The 18185-nt window shown below is 72.4% G+C and carries 10 protein-coding genes and 1 pseudogene; 3 read left to right on the top strand and 8 right to left on the bottom strand.

Annotation, left to right across the window (positions count from 1 at the left end):
• Positions 1 to 89 precede the first annotated feature (89 nt).
• The 7 genes from DEJ50_RS32220 to DEJ50_RS32190 all read right to left on the bottom strand — a co-directional run bounded on the left by DEJ50_RS32220 (position 90) and on the right by DEJ50_RS32190 (position 15294).
• Complete coding sequence (locus tag DEJ50_RS32220) at positions 90 to 4148, bottom strand: hypothetical protein (protein ID WP_190344816.1); 4059 nt, start codon at positions 4146 to 4148, stop codon at positions 90 to 92.
• A 210-nt stretch (positions 4149 to 4358) separates the two neighbouring features.
• A complete protein-coding gene (locus tag DEJ50_RS32215) occupies positions 4359 to 5492 on the bottom strand; it encodes a hypothetical protein (protein WP_223838207.1) in 1134 nt (377 codons plus the stop codon).
• A complete protein-coding gene (locus DEJ50_RS32210) occupies positions 5492 to 7108 on the bottom strand; it encodes an AbfB domain-containing protein (protein WP_223838009.1) in 1617 nt (538 codons plus the stop codon). The genes DEJ50_RS32215 and DEJ50_RS32210 overlap by 1 nt, the downstream gene beginning before the upstream one ends.
• 221 nt (positions 7109 to 7329) lie before the next feature.
• A complete protein-coding gene (locus tag DEJ50_RS32205; protein ID WP_223838008.1) occupies positions 7330 to 8034 on the bottom strand; it encodes a hypothetical protein in 705 nt (234 codons plus the stop codon).
• 74 nt (positions 8035 to 8108) lie between these two features.
• Entirely contained in the window at positions 8109 to 8963 is an 855-nt protein-coding gene (locus DEJ50_RS32200; protein WP_150211571.1) for a hypothetical protein, read from the bottom strand.
• The gene (locus DEJ50_RS32195) at positions 8960 to 14203 is read right to left on the bottom strand and encodes a caspase family protein (RefSeq protein ID WP_223838007.1); all 5244 of its coding nucleotides are present in this window, start codon (positions 14201 to 14203) and stop codon (positions 8960 to 8962) included. The genes DEJ50_RS32200 and DEJ50_RS32195 overlap by 4 nt, the downstream gene beginning before the upstream one ends.
• Before the next feature lie 125 nt (positions 14204 to 14328).
• Positions 14329 to 15294: an endonuclease/exonuclease/phosphatase family protein gene (locus DEJ50_RS32190; RefSeq protein WP_150211570.1), complete on the bottom strand. Its 966-nt coding sequence runs from the start codon at positions 15292 to 15294 to the stop codon at positions 14329 to 14331.
• 568 nt (positions 15295 to 15862) lie between these two features.
• Here DEJ50_RS32190 and DEJ50_RS34960 point away from each other — a divergent pair.
• The 3 genes and pseudogenes from DEJ50_RS34960 to DEJ50_RS32180 all read left to right on the top strand — a co-directional run bounded on the left by DEJ50_RS34960 (position 15863) and on the right by DEJ50_RS32180 (position 17694).
• Positions 15863 to 16156, top strand: coding sequence for a hypothetical protein (locus DEJ50_RS34960; RefSeq protein ID WP_223838224.1), 294 nt, complete (start codon positions 15863 to 15865; stop codon positions 16154 to 16156).
• A pseudogene (locus DEJ50_RS34955) lies at positions 16099 to 16273 on the top strand (IS5/IS1182 family transposase); the annotation flags it as partial. The gene DEJ50_RS34960 and the pseudogene DEJ50_RS34955, both read left to right, overlap by 58 nt.
• 65 nt (positions 16274 to 16338) lie before the next feature.
• Positions 16339 to 17694 (top strand): MATE family efflux transporter, encoded by a 1356-nt coding sequence (locus DEJ50_RS32180; RefSeq protein WP_223838006.1) that lies wholly within the window; start codon positions 16339 to 16341, stop codon positions 17692 to 17694.
• On the opposite strand, the gene DEJ50_RS32175 is transcribed toward DEJ50_RS32180, so the two are convergent.
• Positions 17640 to 18155 carry a hypothetical protein gene (locus DEJ50_RS32175; protein WP_150211568.1) on the bottom strand — a complete coding sequence of 172 codons (516 nt, stop codon included), beginning with the start codon at positions 18153 to 18155 and terminating at the stop codon, positions 17640 to 17642. The genes DEJ50_RS32180 and DEJ50_RS32175 overlap by 55 nt on opposite strands.
• Positions 18156 to 18185: the final 30 nt, after the last annotated feature.

Below are 18185 nucleotides of genomic sequence, written 5' to 3'. Positions count from 1 at the left end.
CTCAGAAGGCGCACACCGTTCGGGGATTCCCGTGGGATCGCCGTCGCTCATACCTGTCTTTCCTGCCCTTTCCTGTGCTCCTGGTTTCGTCATGCTGTCCGCATCGGCGGCAGGCCCCTACGGCTGCGTGCCTGGTTGATCCAGTTGCCCAGCGTTTCCGTCCATACCTTGTTCATGAATTTTCCGTCAGGAGTCGACGGGTCGGCGTAGGGCATGGAGAACGAGATGTTCGCCCCCTTGGCGCGCGGGTCGGTGGCCAGCGCAGGCGTGCATTTGGCGGGGCAGGGCTCGCGTTCCGTGTACAGGTCCGTGATCTTGTCCTTGTCGCCCAGCTGGCCGAGGATGTGCTGCTCCGCATGCCGGTCGTTGTTGCTGTACCCGCGCACCAGCCGGGTCTTGCCGTCAGGGCCGGTGACCCTCGCGACGGCGACATTGTGCTGCGCTCCCCAGAAGTCGGCGTCCAGGCGTGCCTGGAATGCCTCCGTGGCCAGGTCGCCGCTGTCGTACTCGACCTTGCAGAGCTTGGCCAGGACCGGCTTGTCGGCCGCCGAGGCAAGACCCGGGGACACCCATGTGCCGTTGCCGGTCCGGAGCCAGCCGGCCGGAGCGGTCTTGACCGCGCTTCCCCGGGCACCCGGCTTCTTTCCCTTGTCCGGCGTGCCGTCGACCAGGCAGGAGGCGGCTGCCTTGATCTTCTCCAGCGCCTCCTCGTACTTCTTGAGGTGCTTGCGCGCCTCTGCAGTCTTGTCGAGGAAGGTGTTGATGCCCGCGATGGCCTTCGCGATCTTCGGCAGCTTGCTGGCGATCTTGAGCGCCTTGGCCGGACCGAGGTTCTGGACGATGGCCCAGAGGCAGGTCGGGATGTCGGGATCGTCGATGCAGGCCTTGATGTCCTCCAGGAAGAGTTCGACGAGGATCTCGGCGCCGTTCTCCATCAGGTAGTCGAGGAGGTTCTTCTCCGCCAGAACCAGCGCTTCCTGGTACGCCTCGGGTGACAGGCCGGCCTCGGCGAGCGCCTTCTTCATCTGGTCGTCGAGGGCGGGAGTCGACTGCCGGGACTTGGCCGCCTCCTCGCGCTCCTTGCGCTGCTGCTCGCGCTCGTACTCCTCGGCCCTCTTGGCCGCGTCGTCGGCCTCGCGGGCGTGCTGCGCAGCGTTCGAGGCCGCGGTCTCCGCGGATCTGGCGTGGTCCTCGGCGGACTGGGCCAGTCTGGCGGCGTCGGCGGCGTCCCGCTCCGCCTGGGTGGCGGCGGCCCGGGCGGTGCTCGCCTCCTTCTCGGCCAGGGTGGCGGCGCTGAGGGCGGCGGCGGCCTGGTTTTCCGCCTCGGTCGCCGCGGCCCGGGCCCGCTGTGCCTCCGCCTCGGCCTGGGTGGCCGCGGTGCGGGCGGCGGCAGCGTCCGCGTAGGCGGCGGTCGCGGCCTGACGGGCCTGCTGGGCGTCGCTCTGGGCTTGGGCATCGGCCTGGTTGGCCCGTGCCGCGGCGGCCCGCGCCTTGGCGCCGTCCTCCGCAGCCTGCGCGGCCGAGGCCATCGCGGCGGCCGAGGAACGCGCCGCGTCCGCCGTGGAACGCGCCGCCGCCGCTGCCGCCATGGCGGCCTGTGCGGAATGCGCGTTCGCCCGCTTGGCCGCCGCCTCGGCGGCCTCCGCGGCCTTCACCGCCTCCGCGGCCTTGGCCTCCGCCGACGCGACCTGTTCCTTGCCCATCTTGAGGGCGGCGTTGGCGATGGTGACCGCGAAGTCGGCGCCGACGTCCGTGCCGGCGAACGGTGCGGCGAACGCGATGGCGGTGTTCGCCGGGTCGGCGATGCCCGCCGCCGTGGTACGGGCGGAGGAAGCCGCCTGGACCGCCACCCCGGCCTGTACCTGGGCCATGGCCGCCTCGCGGACGGCCCCGTCGGCCTCCTCCCGCGTACGGTCGGCAGCCTGGAACGCCTGGTTGGCGTGGATCGCGGCCAGCCCGGCCAGCCGGGAGGCCTCGTGGGCGGCGGTGCCCGCCCGGCCTTCCTGCGCCGTGGCCTCGGCGGCCTTGGTGGTGGCCCGCTGGGCCGATGCCCGCGTGAGGGCCGCTTCCCGCTCGGCCGTGTTCGCTGCCGCGTTCGCCGCGAACGCGGCAGCCTCCGCCGTGTTCGCGGCGGCGTTGGCACGCGAGGCGTGCGCGCCGGCCTCGGTGGCCGCCGCCCGCGCCCGGGCTGCCGCGCCCGAGGCCTCGATGGCTGCCGCCCGCGACCTCGTCGCCGCGTCGGAGGCCGAGTTGGCGGCGCTGCGGGCGGCCACGGCCGCCTTCTGGGACTCGTTCGCGTCCGACCGCGCCTGGTCCGCTGCCTGCCGCGCCAGCTGGGAGTCGGACGAGCCGCTCGCCGCGGCGGCCAGGGCCTCGGTGGCCTTGGCCCGTGCCTCGTCGGCCTTGTGCTGCCGCTCCGCCGCGGCGGCGGCGTTCCGCGCGTCGCGGGCCTTGGTCTCCTCGTCCTGGGCCTTCCTGTCCGCGGTGGCGGCATTGCCCTCCTGGGTTGCGGCCCGCGCGCGCATCTCGGCCGCGGTGGCCGCAGCCGCCTGCGCCTCGGCCCGCTTCGCCGAAGCCGTACGCGCGTCGGCCTCGGCACGGGTCCGTGCCTGCGCCGCCGCCTGCTGCTCCCGTTCCGCCCGCTCGCGCGCGGCGGCGGCCAGCTCCCGCTCCCGCTGGGCGATGACACGCTGCTCTGCGGCGGTCTTCGCCTGGCGCTGCGCCTCCACGCGGGCGTCCCGGGTCTTCTGCGCGTGCTCCCAGGCCGTCTTCTCGGCCTGCTCCGCCTGGAGACGCGCCTGCCGGCTCTTGGCAGCCGCGTCCGCCGCGGTCTTGGCCTGCTTCTCGGCCTGGCGGGCCAGCTCGGCCGCGGCCTTGGCGTGCTGCTCCGCGTTGGTGCGCCACGCCTTGGCCTGCTTCTCGTGGAGCTCGGCCTGGTTCTGGGCGTTCAGGCCCGCCGCGTCGGCCGCCGTGGCGTCGACCGCGTGCTGGGCGGTACGGGTGGCCTGCAGCGCGGCGTCGGACGCCGCGGCGATGCCGGAGGCGACATCGGACCACTGCGTGCCGTACGTCAGACCGGTCTCCACCAGGACGTCCGCCTGGACCTTGGCCTGTCCGGCGGCCACCTGGGCCTGCTTGGCGGCGGTGTCGGCGAAGCCCACCTGGCGGGCGACCTCCTTCTTCACCTCCGTGTAGTCCGACAGCCGTTTGCCCGACCGGTCCCCCGCGAGCAGCCGGTCGGCGTCCCGCGAGGCGGCCCCCGCCAGGCTCATGGCGTTGGAGGCGTTCTTGAGGGCCCTGACGGCGTCCCCGTGTGCGGCGATCAGCTTGGTACGGGCCTCGGCGGCGCGGGTCGCGTTCTCGGCGAGCTTGCGCAGCCGCTCGGCGGCCTCCAGCGCCTCCTTCTGCGCCTTCTCGTGTGCGGCGCGGTCGTCGGCGTCCTTCTGCGCCGCGACCAGGTAGCCCTTGTCCAGAAACTCGGCGATCACCTTGGCGTCGTTCGTGGCCAGCGCCGCCTGTGCGGCCCGCTTGACCTCCGGTCCGCCGATCGCGGCGAGCATCTCCACCCGCTTGCGGATCTCCGCGGCGCGCTGCTGCTCGTTCTGCTCGGCGGCCTTGTCCCGCTGCCGGGCGATGTCGGCGCCGAACGCCAGGAAGTCGGCGCGGTCCTGTGCGGTGCCCTTCAGTACGCGCTCGACCTCGGCGTTGAAGTACGGGCCGCCGGTGCCGCGCAATGCCTCGATCGTGCGCCGGTTCTCGACGTCGGCAGCGTTCCGCTTGTCCCTGGCACGCTGTCGCGCCTCGGCTTCGCCGCGTTCCAGGAACTCCCGGATCGCGTTCGGATCGGTACTCTCCAGCGCCTTCCTGGCGGCCTCGCGGACCTCTTCCTCCTCGTCGAACTCCGCGTAGTCCTCGACCAGTTGACGGTCACGCTCATCGCTGATCCGGTCCAGCTCCGAAGCCGCGGCTGCCGGCGGCCGGCCGGGCTGCACGGCGGCGAGCGCCGCGCTCCCCCGCCGGATGGTGTCCAGGGTGCGCGCGTCGATGGCCTCGCCCGCCGGCTTCCCGGCGGCGGTCGCCGCGGACGCCGGTCCGGCGCCCTGTCCGGTCAGGCCCACCAGCAGCGCCACGGCCATGGCCGCGGACACGGCTCTGGCGGTGGCTCGGGTCGTGGCTCTGGCGGTGGCGGCGCGCACTCGGCTGCCGGGCCGCCTTCTTCCGGCCCCCGGCCGGAATATCTCTCCCATGAGGAAAATCCCCCGAAATATTGTGAGTTGGCGATAAAAAGGGGTGCCCCGCCCGGTCAGGGGCGGGGCACCCGGGTGTGGCCCGCTACAGCAGGCAGACCGTGAGGGTGGTCAGCCCTTCACACGGTTCTCGCCGTCCTGGGCCTTCCGCAGGATGTCCTGCCAGAAGGCGGCGGCCACGGCTGCGTCCTGCTCCTCCTTGAGCCAGGACTGCCGGTTCTCCGCGGCGGGGCCGGTGAGGTGCTTCCACATCTCCTCGGCCGCGTCCTGGGCGAGCTCCTGGATGCCCCGCCAGGTTTCCGCCTGCCGCGCCGCGTGGTCCCGCTCCGCCAGCCACGCGGTGTCCGCCGTACGGGCGTGCGCGGCGACGGCCTGCCAGGCGCGTTCGGCCTCGGCGCGGGCCGCGGCGGCGTCGGACGCACCGCGCAGCGCCTCCTCGGCCTCGACGGCCGCCTTCAGCAGCAGCGTCAGGGACCGGTGGCGCAGCGCCTCGGATTCCGCGGTGCGCAGCCGGTGGCCCTCCAGGTCCAGGGTGGCGCCGGTCACCCAGCCGAACCCGTAGAACTCCCGGATGTCGTCGTCGGTCGCACCGGGCCGCAGGGCCCACTGCGCCGACACCCGCACCTGCTCGCCCGGGTCGCGTTCGGCCAGGGACCGTACGAACTCCCGGTCGCGCTCCCGTACCGCCTGCTGCTCCCCGGCCGCCGCTTCCCGCGCGGCCCGGTCGCCCTGCTGCGCCTGGGCGTAGCCGGTCTTGACGAAGGCGGCCCGTTCGGCGTCGGTGCCCTTGAGGGCCCGCTCCGCCGCGGCGCGGGTCTGCGGGGCGAAGCCGGCCGGGTGGGTGCGTACCACCCGCTCGCAGAACATCCGGTTGCGGGTACGGGTGTCCCGCAGCCGCTGCTTGGCCAGGTCGTAGCCGCCGCCCGCCGCCAGCCACTCGGTGATCGCCGTGTCGCCGCGGGTGCTGCGCAGTGCGTTCCACGCGGAGGTCCGCAGCTCCGCCGGCAGCCCCGACAGCGCGACCCGCCGCACCTGCTCGCGGGCGCCGGCAGCCGCAGCGTCCAGCGCCGCCTGCGGGCCCTCCGCCGCGTGCGGCGCCTCTGCCGGGTACGACACCGTGTACGGCACGGCTTCCCGGGCATGGGCTGTTCCCGTGAAGGTCCCCGCCATCGCCGCGATCACCGTCGAGGCGGCCAGGATCGTCTGTACGGCCCTCCTCGACGGAGCGTTGGTCCGGGCGCCCATCACGGGGCCAGCGGGGCGGTGATCTCCCACGCCGGGTTGGCGGCCATCAGGGTGCGGCCTTCGCTGTACGGGGTGTCCACGTACAGCTCGTTGCGCTGGTTCGTCTGCACCTGCCAGATCTCGTTGTTCGTCCGGAAGGTGAACCAGGCGGCCGTGGGCTTCGCTCCCACCCAGCCCTTCAGCATGGGGCACCAGGAGGCGCCTTCCCGGAAGGCCTTGGTGTTGTTGTTCGCCGCCAGCGTCACCTGGCCGTTCCACTCCCCGGTGCCCTTGAGGTAGTGGCCGGGCTTGCTCGCCGCCTCGAAGGAGAAGCAGCCGGGCAGCCCCGCCAGCGACGGCATCACGAGCCATGTCGCGCTCTCCCGCCAGGCCTGCGGGCTGGAGGCGGTCACCGGGCCGACGGACGCCGATGTGCCGGCCACCCCGCTGTGGCGGAGCTGCAGCCAGGGCGAGGTCCGGCTGGTGAAGCCCATTGACAGGGACTGCCGCCTGGCCTTCTTCTGGCCCGCCTCGGAGAGGAACTCGGCGACCGCCAGGTCACCGGTGGCCAGCGCCTTCTCGGCCGATGCGACCAGGTTCGGGTTGTACCCGGTCTCCTTGGCCGCGGCGAGGATCTGGCGCGTCAGGACGCGGTTGGCCTCGGCCAGCTTCTCGCGCCGCGCCGCGTCGTCGCGCTTGTAGGCGGCGTCGGCGCCGCCGTAGAGGAAGCCCTGTACATGCCCCGGGTTCATGCTGGCCACAGCGTGCTGGGCGGCCCGGTGGAGCTCGGAGTTCCGCAGGTCCTCGGGAGCCATGCGCAGGATCTCGCGGAGGAAGGTGTCATCGCTGACGTCGAGCAGGCTCTGCGTCATCGGGACCCGGAACAGTGCGGCGACGTTCTTGCGCGCGGCCTGGTTCTTGCGGAGTTCCGCCTCCTTGCGGTCCTTCTCGGCGAGCTCGGCCAGTTCCCTCGCCACGTCCCGGTTGTGGGCCTCGCGGGCTCCGTTGGCGATGAACTCGCGCCGGGCGGCTGCGTCGCCGGTCAGTGCCGAGGTGGCGGCGGCGCGCACCTCGGGGCCGGAGGCGGTGTGCCGCAGGACCGCGCGGATGAAATTCTCGTCGTTGAGCTCCAGCAGCTCGGGGCTGCCGGGGATGCCGATGACCGTCAGGACCTGCTGGCGCGCCAGCCGCGCCAGGCGGTCGGCCTCCGCCTTGTCGCGCTCGCGCTGCTGGTCCAGCCGGTACGCCTCGTGGATGCCGGTGGTGATGTATGTGACGTGGTCGGCGGGCACCGTGCTCGCCAGCGCCTTCTCGGCCGCCGTCCGTACCGAGTCGTACTTCTCCCCGCCGTCGCGGGCCTTCTGCCACAGAGCGTGGACGAAGTCGTAGTCGCTCAGCAGCAGTACGTCCGCGGTCGGGTCCAGCCGGACCACGGCGGCTGCGTCGACGCGCTGGGTCTCGGTGGTACCGATGCCCACTGCCCGCGCTTCCTTGTGCGGCGGCACCGGTACGGCGAACGCCGCGCTTTCGGTGGTCACCGTGCCGGCCGCGAGGACGGCGGCCATGGCGGTGGTGCCGACGATGGTGCGCGTGGCGGCACGGCGGAGAGCCGTCGGCTGATTTCTTCTTCGCATCATGATTCTTTCCCCCGCAGACATTTCAAACGAAAGCCGGCTCACCACGGGACGGATGCATGACAAATAGACCTGCCTTCAGTGACAGGCGAATGCGTGCATGCACGAATACCGAAATCGGTAACTCCACGCCCCGACAAGGTGGTTGGTCAAACTGGTTGGTCAAGCCAGCTACATGAACTCTACCAAGCAGTAGGAGTAATGATCGATGATTATCGGCCACCTCAATGGGGGGCTTGGGTTCCGTTTGTTCGGTGGTGGGTTGCGCGGATCAGGACGGAGCCGAGGGTGAGCGCGGGCGGCGCGGGCAGGTCGAGAACGCGGGCGAGGGCGGCGGTGACGGGGGCGGTGTGGTCGGGCAGGTGGGTGCCGGCCCAGCGGACGGCCAGCGCGAGGAAGTCGGCGAGGTCCCGCTCGACCCCGCCCAGCAGACGGCGAAGTTCCTTGGCGGGCACCTCGATCACCGGGCCGTCGCTCTGTTCGGTGTCGATGACCAGCCGGACGGTCTCACCCACGAGCTCGACGGCCGGGGTCGGGTCATGCCCGAGGAAGGCCGGTCCGCTGCCGTCCACGACGGTGTACCACTCACGCCAGTCCTCCAGCCCGTTGCAGCAGCCGGGAAGCAGCGTGTTGCCCGTGGTGCTGTCGGTGACGCGCAGGCCGCCGGCCGCGAAGGGGGTGTCGAAGGTCAGCAGCCCGTGCAGGAACGATCCGAGCGGGTCGCTCGGCCGGGGCGGGCGGTCGTCTCCCGCGTGCGGATCGGGGTCGATGTCGTTGCACTGGGCGATGCGCATCATCGCCGTCCCCAGCTCGGCTGCGGTGAGTTCACCGCTGAGCGGCAGGTACCCGAACGGCTCGCCCTGGGTGAGGGGCCAGAGGGCGAAGGCGTCGGGAGCGTAGACCTCCAGGACGGGCTGTATGACGATCACCGGCAGAGTGTCCCTCATCCCGGCCTGCACCGCCTCCCGTTATCGGCGGGCAGCGACAGCGGCGGATTGTACGTTCACCGGCCGGACAGGCCCTCGCCGATCGCCTTCCCGGTCGGGGCCGCCGTCAGGTACGGCCGTACGTCGTGGGCCCGGGCGCCGTTGTGGATCGAGAGGTCGCGCACCCGCTCGCCGAAGCGCGGGCCGAGCTCCTTGGCCAGCGCCACGACATCGCCCCGGTCGGCGACGTTGACCCATTGCCGTACGGGGCCGGGCCAGCGGCCCCGGCCCTGCGCGGGCTCCGGCCTGAGGCGGTCGAAGACCAGGTTGCGGACGCCGAGCGGCGATCCGAGGGTCACCAGCGCCACGCCGGGCCGGTGGGGCCGCGCGCACAAGGCCTCGTAGGCGACGACCGAGCCGAGCGAGTGCGCGACGACGACCTCGGTCCGGTCGGTGACGGCGGCGGCGAGCCGTTCCTGGATCCCCTCGCGCAGGGCGGGCTCCGTGAAGTACCGCCTCACCTGCCGGGCCGCTCCGATCATGAGGTGCTCGGCGAGTCCGGCGAAGAAGGCGGAGTGGCTGAGCGCGTCCAGGGCCCGCTGGACGAGGTGCGGGGTGCGCAGCCGGGCCCGGTCGCCGGGCCCGGACACCGCCGGCTCCAGCCGGGCGGCCTGTTCCCACCACTGGAGCAGGAGGTCCCGATCGATCCCGTCCTCGACGTCGGCGGCGTCGAGCTCGGGCGTGCCGAGGCCGCGATGGCCGCGGGGGCGGAACAGGTCCCCGTAGAAGGCCATCGAGACCTCCTCGCGCGGAACACCGGGGTGTCCGGAGAGCGTCAGGCCGTCGCCGAGTGCCGGGTACCACTCGGCGAGCAGGGTCTCGGGGCCCCGTACTTCCTGGGCGATGCCGTGGACGAGGACGATACGGGTCACGGGCGGACCTCCGTCAGGCGCAGGGCGACCACGCCCATGTCGGTGGCGACGCAGATCCGGCCGGCCGGGTCGACGGCGAAGCCGTTGATGCCGCTGCCGATGTGCATCTCGGTCTTCCAGATGGCGCTGTTCATGTCCCACACCCGCATCAGTCCGTGCTGATCGGCGGCGATCAGGGTGGGGACGCCCTGTACGTCCAGGACGCGGATGGCGCTGACACCGGACGAGAACGGCGGCAGCTCGGCGCGCAGGCGCCATCCGCCGTTGCAGGTGTGGATGCGCAGGCTGCCGTCGCCGGCTCCGGTGACCACGATGTCCTCACCGTCGGCCCGGGCCAGTTCGAGGCCGGTCGCGCCGAGTTCGTGGCCGCCGAGGGGCTCGGCGAGCGGACGCCCCGTCTCCAGGTCCCACAGGCGGACGGTTCCGTCGTAGGAGGAGCTGGCGATGGTGCGCACGCCGCCGCGCAGCCCGGAGCGCAGGGCGGTGACCATGGCCGTGTGGCCGGCCATGGGGGCGCCGTGCGGCGACCGGGTGCGCAGGTCCCAGGCGTGCAGGGTGTAGTCCTGGGCGACCGAGACCACGATCTGCCGGTCGCCGAGCACTTCGGTGGCGGCCCGCCAGGCGGTTCCGGTCCTTTTGGTCAGGCGGCGGCGCGGCTCCAGGCTCCACACGTCGGAGTTCATCCAGCTGCTGCGCACCACCACGGTGTCCGCGCCGAGACGGGCCGTGGTGACATGGGCGACGGCCAGCTCGTCGAAGGTCAGTTGTGGGGCGACCTGGCGGCCGTCGGTCAGGTCGTGCACGCGGACGACGCCGTCGCGTCCTCCGGTGACGACCAGGTCGCGTCCGTCCTCGCCGGGGACGATGTCGGCGGACAGGAGGGTCTGTTCCACCCCGCAGAGCGGTTCTCCGACCGGCCGCAGGGTGGCGAGGTCCCAGATCCGTACGTCCAGTGAGCTGGCGGTGACGACCACGGGTACTCCGCCGGCGTATCCGAACACCGGGGGTGTGTCGGCGCCGGCGGGTCCCCGTGAACAGAACACCTCCAGGTGCGGCCCCAGCGGTTCTCCGGTCTCCACGTTCCACACCCGCACGGCGTTGTCGAGGCCGATCGTGGCGAGTACCGTCTCGTCGCCGTTCCGGCCGAGGGTGCCGGCCGCCACGAAATTGGTGTGGCCGAGGAAGGGTCCGGCGATCCGCTTCCCGTCGACCACGTCGTGGACCTGCACGTTGTTTCCGGTGAGTGCGGCGAGGACGACGGCGCGCGTACGGTGGAAGGCGGCGCCCACGATCCGTGCGGACAGCGTCAGGTCCGTGACCTCGAAGTGGGCCGACCGGCGGGCGGAGGGCCCGGCGGCGTCCGGGCCGAGGTGCCAGAGGTAGGCGTGGCCCAGGGCGGTGGCCAGGACGATCTCCATCCCCCGCCCCGCGCGGCGTACGGCCAGATACCGGACGCCGCCCACGTGGCCGGTCAGCGGAGGGCCGACGGGCGAGCCGGAGACGGTGTCCCAGATCCGGGCGGTGCCGTCCTCGCTGCCGCTGACCACGACGGTCCGGCCGTCCAGTTCGCCGAAGGCCAGGCACCGTACCGCGTTGGTGTGCCCCTCCAGCACCATGCCCTCGGCGGGTCCCCGGAGGGGGTCCCACAGGCGGACCGTGGTGTCGGAGCCTCCGGTGGCCACCCGCAGCCGGGCGTCGGCCACCGTGCAGGCCACCGCCGTCACCTGGCCCGTGTGGCCGCCCATCGGAGCGCCCGCCTGTTCCCGGGTGTGCAGGTCCCAGAGCCGTGCGCTGCCGTCCTCGCTGCCGGTGACGACCACCGGGCGACCGAGGCCGGCGCAGAAGGCCAGTGCGCGGACCGGCTGGGTGTGGCCCTCCAGCGGCTGGTCCGCCGTCAGGTCCCAGATCCGGGCGGTACGGTCCGCGCCGACCGTGACGGCGAGGGCCGCGTCCCCGTGGCTCGCCAGTGCCGCTGCCGTGATGTCCTCGACGTGGCCGCGCAGTTGGTGGGCGAGCGGTCGCAGTGTCCGCAGGTCCCAGAGGCGGGCGCTGCGGCTGCCGCCGGTCAGCACCACCGGGTTGCCCGCGAGTACGCCGACCGAGGCGGAGTACACCCCGCTGCTGGTGACATGGACATGGGCCATGACGGGTTCGCCGATCTGGCGGCGGTCGGCCAGGTCCCAGCGGCTGAGCATGCCCGCCGCGTCGCCGACCAGGACCACGGCGCGGCCGTCGGACTCCGCGGTGCACACCGCCGTGACCCCCATCGCCGGCCCGATCAGCGGGCTGCCGTCGAGCCGGGCGTCGCCGCCGTCCAGGACGTCGGAGAGGTCCCACACGTGGACGGCCTTGTCCTCGCCTCCCGTGACGGCGATGGGGCGGCCGTCGAGTTCGCCCAGGTCCGCGGCCTGGACGGAGCGCCGGTGGGCGCTGAGGCTGCCCCCGAGCTGGCGGCGTGCGACCAGGTCCCAGATGCGGGCGGTCCCGTCGGCGCTCGCGGTCAGCACCACCGGATGTCCGCGCACCGCGCCGACCACGATGGACTCGATGCGGTTGGAGTGTCCCCTGAGCGGTTCGCCGTACTCCTGGCCTGCGGAGAGGTCCCAGATCCGGACGGTGCCGTCGTCGCCTCCGGTCAACGCCACGGTGTAGTCGCCGACTTCGCCGATGGCCACGGCGTTCACACCGATCCCCACCGGGAGCGGATCGCCGATCTGCCGCTGCGCCTGGAGGTCCCAGACCAGGGCCGTGCGGTCCAGGCCTCCGGTCACCGCGACGGGCCGACCGTCCAGCAGGCCCACCGCGACGCACCACACCCTGCGGGTGTGTCCGGCCAGCAGCCGGTGCGCGCCGCTCGCGGACCACCAGGCCCAGCGCGCCGACCAGGGCCGGATGACGGCCAGTTCCTCCACCCGGTCGGCGAGCCGGTCGGCCCCGCAGCGCCGGGCCGACAGCTGGAGATCGGCGGCGCGTTCGCCGAGCGACCGCTCGGGGGTCAGCCGGTGGGCGACCTGTTCGTAGGCGCCCCGGATCCTGCGGGCTTCCTCACCTTCGATGGCGGCGAACGCCCGGAGCAGTGAAAGGGGCTCACCGGCCAGGAGGAATCCGGGGTCCTGGACCAGTTCGGCGAGCCGGCCCGCCTCCGCTGCGTGGGTGGCGAGGTGCTGGCGTACGTACGCCACGGCGGCGAACCAGTCCGGATGCCCCTCGGCGGCCCCGGGGACCAGCGACCGCAGCGCGTCGACCACGGACTGCTGGATCTCGGCGGGCGGCCGGTCCGCGGTGGCGCGCAGGTGCTCGGCCAGGGCCTTGTGGTAGAGCCGGTACACCGAGCGCCGGTCGTCGTCCACGACCTCCGCGATATAGGCCTCGGCGACGTCGAGCAGCCAGCTGACGTCCTGTTCCGCGCAGGGGACCCCGGAGATCACCGAGCTCAGGGCGGTCCACACCCGGCCGCGCGGCAGCCCCTTGCCCTCCGAGAAGGCGAGGGCCAGCAGCATGCGCCGTACCCTGGGCTCGTCGGGGCCGAAGCGGGCCAGGTAGTCGTCGAAGGCCTCGCCCACCTCGCTGGGCAGGGCCTCGGCCCAGCGGGGTTTCGAGATGTCCACCGCCGCCTCGTCGGAGCGCAGGGTACGGGCCGTGGTGCGGGCGTACAGGTAGACACCGGCGGCCTTGTCGGCGACCCCGCGCGCGACCGCCCGTGCCAGGTCGGGCCGGCCGCGGTAGGGGGTGCGTACGTCGGCCTCCTCGGCGGCGAGCAGGACCCGGGCGACATAGCCGGTGACGTCCTCGGAGCCGGCCCGGTACTCCTCGCGGTCCAGGTCCAGGCAGACGAAGGTGGGGCCGAGCGGGGTCACGAGCTCGTGGCGGGTGCCGACGAGGAGTCTGACCCCCTGGATCTCGGACATGGGGCGCAGCAGTTCGCGGGTGATGCGGCGGGGCTCTCCATGGCCGCCGGCGTCCGCGGCGGTGTCGGATCCGGCCTCGTCCACGGCATCGACGACGATGATCAGGGGTGGTCCCTGGCGTCCGCGCCGGGTGAGTTCCTGGAGCAGGGCGGCCGATCCGTCGGCCTCGGTGCCGAGGGCGGCGGCGATCCGGTCGACGATCTCCTCCAGGCGCTTGTGGCGCGCGTGGACGGCGGCGGTGACGCAGCCCTCGGGCACGACCGTACGGGGATCGCCGCCGGTCAGGTCCAGGCGGGCCCGGTAGGCCGGGTCGGAGAGGGCGACGATCCGGCCGAGGACCGCCGACTTGCCGCATCCCGGGCTGCCCGTGACGACCCGGCCCCGGCCGTCGCCGTCGGCGGCCGTCAGCCAGCCGACCAGCTCCGACAGCACCGTCACCCGGCCGCTGAAGTACAGGCCTTGCTCCGACTCGAACTCCACGCCGCGGGAGCGGGGCCCGAAGTGCTCGGTGAGGTCGCGGGCGACCACGCGGCGCTGGACTTCCAGGTCGGTGCCGAGCGGGGGTAACTCCTCGCGGTAGCCGGAGTTCGCCAGGAACGGGGCGAGTCCGGTGACCAGGCTGCCGGCCAGTTCCGCCCGCTGGCCGCGGCCGTCGGCTTCGAAGCGCTCGTTGACGGCCTTCACGAGTTCGGTGAGGTCGAGGTACTGCTGGCGCTGCCCGGTGCGTTCGGTCGTGGTGCCGATCGCCTCGCCGAGGGCTGCGGCGAAGGCACCGTCGTCGGCCACGTCCTTGCGTCGTGCGGACGCCAGGAACCAGAGCCCCGCAGAGGCGTCGCCCGCGGCGCCCCGGTAGACGATGGTCTGCAGCGCCACGGCCGAGGCGTCCGCGCTGCCCGCGCCCGCCGCGCAGGTGTCGAGGATCAGCAGGAGGTGGCGCAGGCCGCCCTTGCAGAGGATCCGGACGAGGTCCTCGGTGGCCAGGGCCGTGGCGGCGAGGTCGGTGTCCCGCGAGTCCCAGCACAGCAGGTAGTGCCGGTCGCGGTCCTCGACGGCGCCGTGGCCGGCGAAGTAGAGGACCACGACGTCCTCACCCGTGAGGGCGGTGTCGGCCGACCAGTGGCGCAGCTTCTGGCGGACCTGTTCCGCGCCGTCGTACTCGCCCAGTCCGGGGAGGACCGGCTCATAGCCGAGGGGCCCGAAGAGGGCGGACATCGTGCGGATGTCCGCGGGGACGGCGTCGAGCTGCTCGTCCGGTGGCAGGTGGCAGTACCTGCCGCTGCCCATGCCGATGAAGAACCGTCGCCCCACCCAGCCGCCCCCGCCGCTCGCCACGATCACCCCTGTTGCCCTTCGACCCTAGCGAGCGCCCCGGGGCCGGCGCAGCGTCATTCGCCGACCGTTTCCGGTCTCCTCGGCGGGTGTCCGGGGGTGTCCGGGGGGTGTCCGGGGCGGCGCCGTCATGCTGCGCGTCTCAGCCCGGTGAGGACGGGCCGGTGGTCGCTGCCCAGGTCGGGCAGGACGCTGGTGCTCGTCGGCTCCAGGCCGCGCAGGAGTACGTGGTCGATCCGGACCACGGGGAAGGCGGCGGGCCAGGTGAAGCCGAAGCCTCTGCCTGCGGCTGCCTGTGCGGGGCTGAGATGACGGGCGAGGGGGGCGAGGCCCCGGTCGTCCAGGCTGCCGTTGAGGTCGCCGAGCACCATCACCCGGGCGGACCGGTCTCCGGCTACGCGGTCGGCCAGCTCGGTGGCGGCTTCGTCGCGGCGCCCGATCGTGAAGCCCTCGTTCACCCGGACGCGTACGGAGGGCAGGCGCACGGCGTAGACGGCCGTGTCGCCGCCGGGTGTCGCCGCGACGGCCCGGATCGCATGGGGCCAGCGGCCTCCCAGGTCCATGGGCTCGACGTCGCGCAGTGCATACCGGGACCAGAGGCCCAGGGTGTTGTCGGTGGCATGGTGCTTGTAGGTCCCGGCGAGAGCCTTCTTGTACCTGGCCATGTCCGGCACCGGCACCTTCTCCAGGGCGACGAGATCGGCACCGGTGGCGATCACTTCACGGGCGATCTCCTCCGGGGTGGTGCGTTCCCCGCCCACGTTGAAGGTCAGGGCCTTGAACTCGGCATGGGCGGCACGAGGGGCGCCGGTCAGGACGGGTACGAAGAGACAGCACCAGGCCACCAGCGGAGCCAGGGTCGCGGCCACCCCGAGGGGTGAGCCGCGCATCAGCGCCCACAGCAGGAGCACCGGTATCAGGACGCCGAACCACGGGAGGACGGTCTCGGCGAGGCTGCCGAGCCGGCCCGGACTGTTGGGCAGCAGGTGCGGAAAGAGCAGCACGACGAAGAGGAGGGCGGCGGAGACGGCGATGCGCCTGGTGTGCCGGGACCGGCCGGCCGGTCCCGCGTGCCGCCGGGTACTGAAGGGCATGGAGTCTCGGTCTCGCTTTCTGTCTGCGGGCCGGCGATGCCACAGCGGTCGTGCCGCAGGGGTGGCGCCAGCCGTCGGCCCGGCAGGGTGGAGCGGAGCGGCGGCGCAGCAAGGCGCCGCGGGGACAAGGGGATGAGGGGAAGGTCCGGCACGGGGAACCCGGGAAGGATGTACGGGCACGCCGGGCAGGACACTGCCGGGCTGCCGTGGCCGGGAGGCTGTTCAGCCCCGAACGGAATACGCGGAAGCGGAACTGGGAGGCTCGCCGTCGAGCACAACGACCACCTCCGTCACACATCCTTGTGTCATACGTTCATGAAGTACGCCTGAAGCCGGGCATCATCATGGGAATATCCGCCCGGTCACAGACAGACCATGACATCATTGATAATTCCAGGTCAAATCCGCGTACCAGTCAGAACGGCCAGAACGGACACTGGTTCCCGCTCGCGGAATCTCCGGGAGGGGCCGGAGGTGTGGTGGGGGTCAGGGCGGTGCCGAGCTGTCCCTCACGGGCCGGTTCGGCGGGCTCCCGGCGCGCCCGGCCGCGGGTGTGGAAGGCGGGAACATGTCCGCCACCCGCCTGACCCGCTCGCAAGTCGGCCGCGGCATCCGGCACGTCCGCGACGTCGTCGCCGCGGAGAACCTGACGCCGATCACCTGGACGCGGCGGGACGGGTTCATGTTCTCCGACGACCCGGCGGACTGGATCGAGTACGACAAGAGGCAGTTCCGGCAGATCCTCGGCCGTCTCACCCTGGTGATCACGGGCACGCTCGATCCGCACCTGGCTCGCTACCCAAGGGCTTCGTCGTCCTGCCCCGCCGCTGGAAAGTCGAGCGCACGGTCGGCTGGTGCATGAACGCCCGCCGCAGCGCACGCGATGTACGAGCGGCTGCCCCAGCCCGAAGCCCACCTGAACTGGGCACTCACCACCCTCATGACCAGGCGACTGACTCGCAAGAAGCCCGCCCGCTGAGCCAGCGGGACCGAGTTCGCCACTTCAGCTGACCTGTCGGCTCCCACAGTGTGATGATCGAACCCGTGATCAGCAAGGAGACCAGACCAGCCGGCCACAGTACGTGGTTCGGGATAGCGGCGGCAGCGCTCCCGCTGTACCTGACGATGATCGCCGCCTCAGCTGGCGCTCTGGTCGACACCGCGCTGCTCGGCAACCACGCCACCGCCACCCTCGCGGCCTTCGCCATCGCCATGGCCGTGTTCAGCCCCGCTACCGCCACAGTGGCGGGCGCGCTGCGCGGCGTGATGCCGTTTGTCACGCCGAGCAAGGAGGATCCTGACCGTCTCCTGCCCGTGGTACGCAGCGGAACGTGGCTCGCGATCATCGTCGGCACCATCGCCGCTGCGGCGGTCGCGTCCGTTCCTCTGATAGGCCAAGCGGCCGGGGTCCCCCTCACCACCCTCGACCAGCTGGGGATCTTCCCCCTCTTGCTGGCCGGCAGCGTGCTCGCCATCGCGGTCAGCTCGTCAGCCACGTCCGTCCTGGTGGCATTGGGCCACTCAAAGTTGGTGATGCGGGCCGGACTGCTCGGCACCGCCGCATCCACCACGCTGTCCGTCCTCCTCGTGGGTGGTCCCGGCACGCTGCCCGGTTACGGCCTGACCGGGGCAGGCGTCGCCATGCTCGCCTCCAGCGTGATCAGCGCCTGTGTCAACCAGGTGGCCATCCGCCGCTCTACCGTGCTCAGCGGCCGCTCTTTGTATCCGGGCCGGCCCCATGTGAAGCAGGTCTGGACATTGGGCACCGTGGGGATTCCGCTGGCCGGCACGGTACTCGTCAAGTTTGCGGTCCTGGGCGTATTGACCTTCGCGGCGGCCAGGATCGGGACGGACAGCGCCGCGGTGCACAGCGTCGGCATCTCCCTGGTCAACCTCATCTTCACAGCTGCGGTGGCGGTCGGCCAGGCCACCATCCCCCTGATCTCCGACTACGCAACGAAGCACGACAGCGCGCGTATCCGGCGCAGCGTTCGGGCGGGAATGTGGATGGCACTGGTCGTTGTGGGGTTCATCGCGGCAACGGTGATCGTCCTCAGTTCGTGGGTCGTTCCGCTGTTCACCCAGGATGTCGATGTGCGGCCACAGATCACGGACCTTCTGCCGCTGGTGCTGGCCGTGGTCGTCACCGACGCGCTGCAGGCAGTCGTCGGCTTCGGCCTCATCGGTCTCAAGCGCACCGTGCCGAGTTTCGTGTCAACCTTCATCTGCTACGGAGTCCTGGCCGCTGTCGCCGCTCCGGTAGCCACAGCCGGAGGGCTTGCCGCCCTGTGGACGGCTCTCGCCCTTGCCAACCTCCTCCAGGCAGTGAGCAAGGCTTACTCCTTCTACCGACACACCACATTCACCGAGAACCGCGAACACGCACCAGCCGCCACGTGAGAGAGGGCACCGGCCGGTGCTGCGCTCCTTCCTCGACAGCAATCGAGGACTCCGCGCGGGCGCGGAGGGGCGCCGGAGGGCTCGGTGGACCAGGCACGGTATCCGCAGGCCGGCGCCCGGGCCGTATGCCGGCCGGCGAGCCAGACGCATTCGTGGTCGACGGGGTCGCCGACGAGTTCCGGCAGGGCCAGGTCCCTGCCGAGGGACACCGGACGGTCTTCCTCGGCGGCGAGGGACCGCAGGAGGCGGGCCGGCAGGACGGCACCGTCCTGGACGTGGTCGCCACGGACACCGACCAGCCCGGCCGAGGCATCCCGGAGCGCGGATCGCGCCACGTGTGCGGACGTCAGCAGCACCCCGGGCGCGATGAAGAACGCGGTCCCGACGAACCGGCTCCCGGGCGATGCCCCGGCGATGACGCACACGGTCGCCCGTCCCGCGACCGTCTCAAAGCTGTGCATGGGATCTTCCGGATACCCCAACCCGCCCCC

Origin of the sequence: Streptomyces venezuelae (assembly GCF_008642295.1) — a bacterium.
In the GTDB taxonomy this organism is placed as follows: Bacteria; Actinomycetota; Actinomycetes; order Streptomycetales; family Streptomycetaceae; genus Streptomyces; species Streptomyces venezuelae_C.
This window is presented reverse-complemented; position numbering and strand designations above follow the sequence as displayed.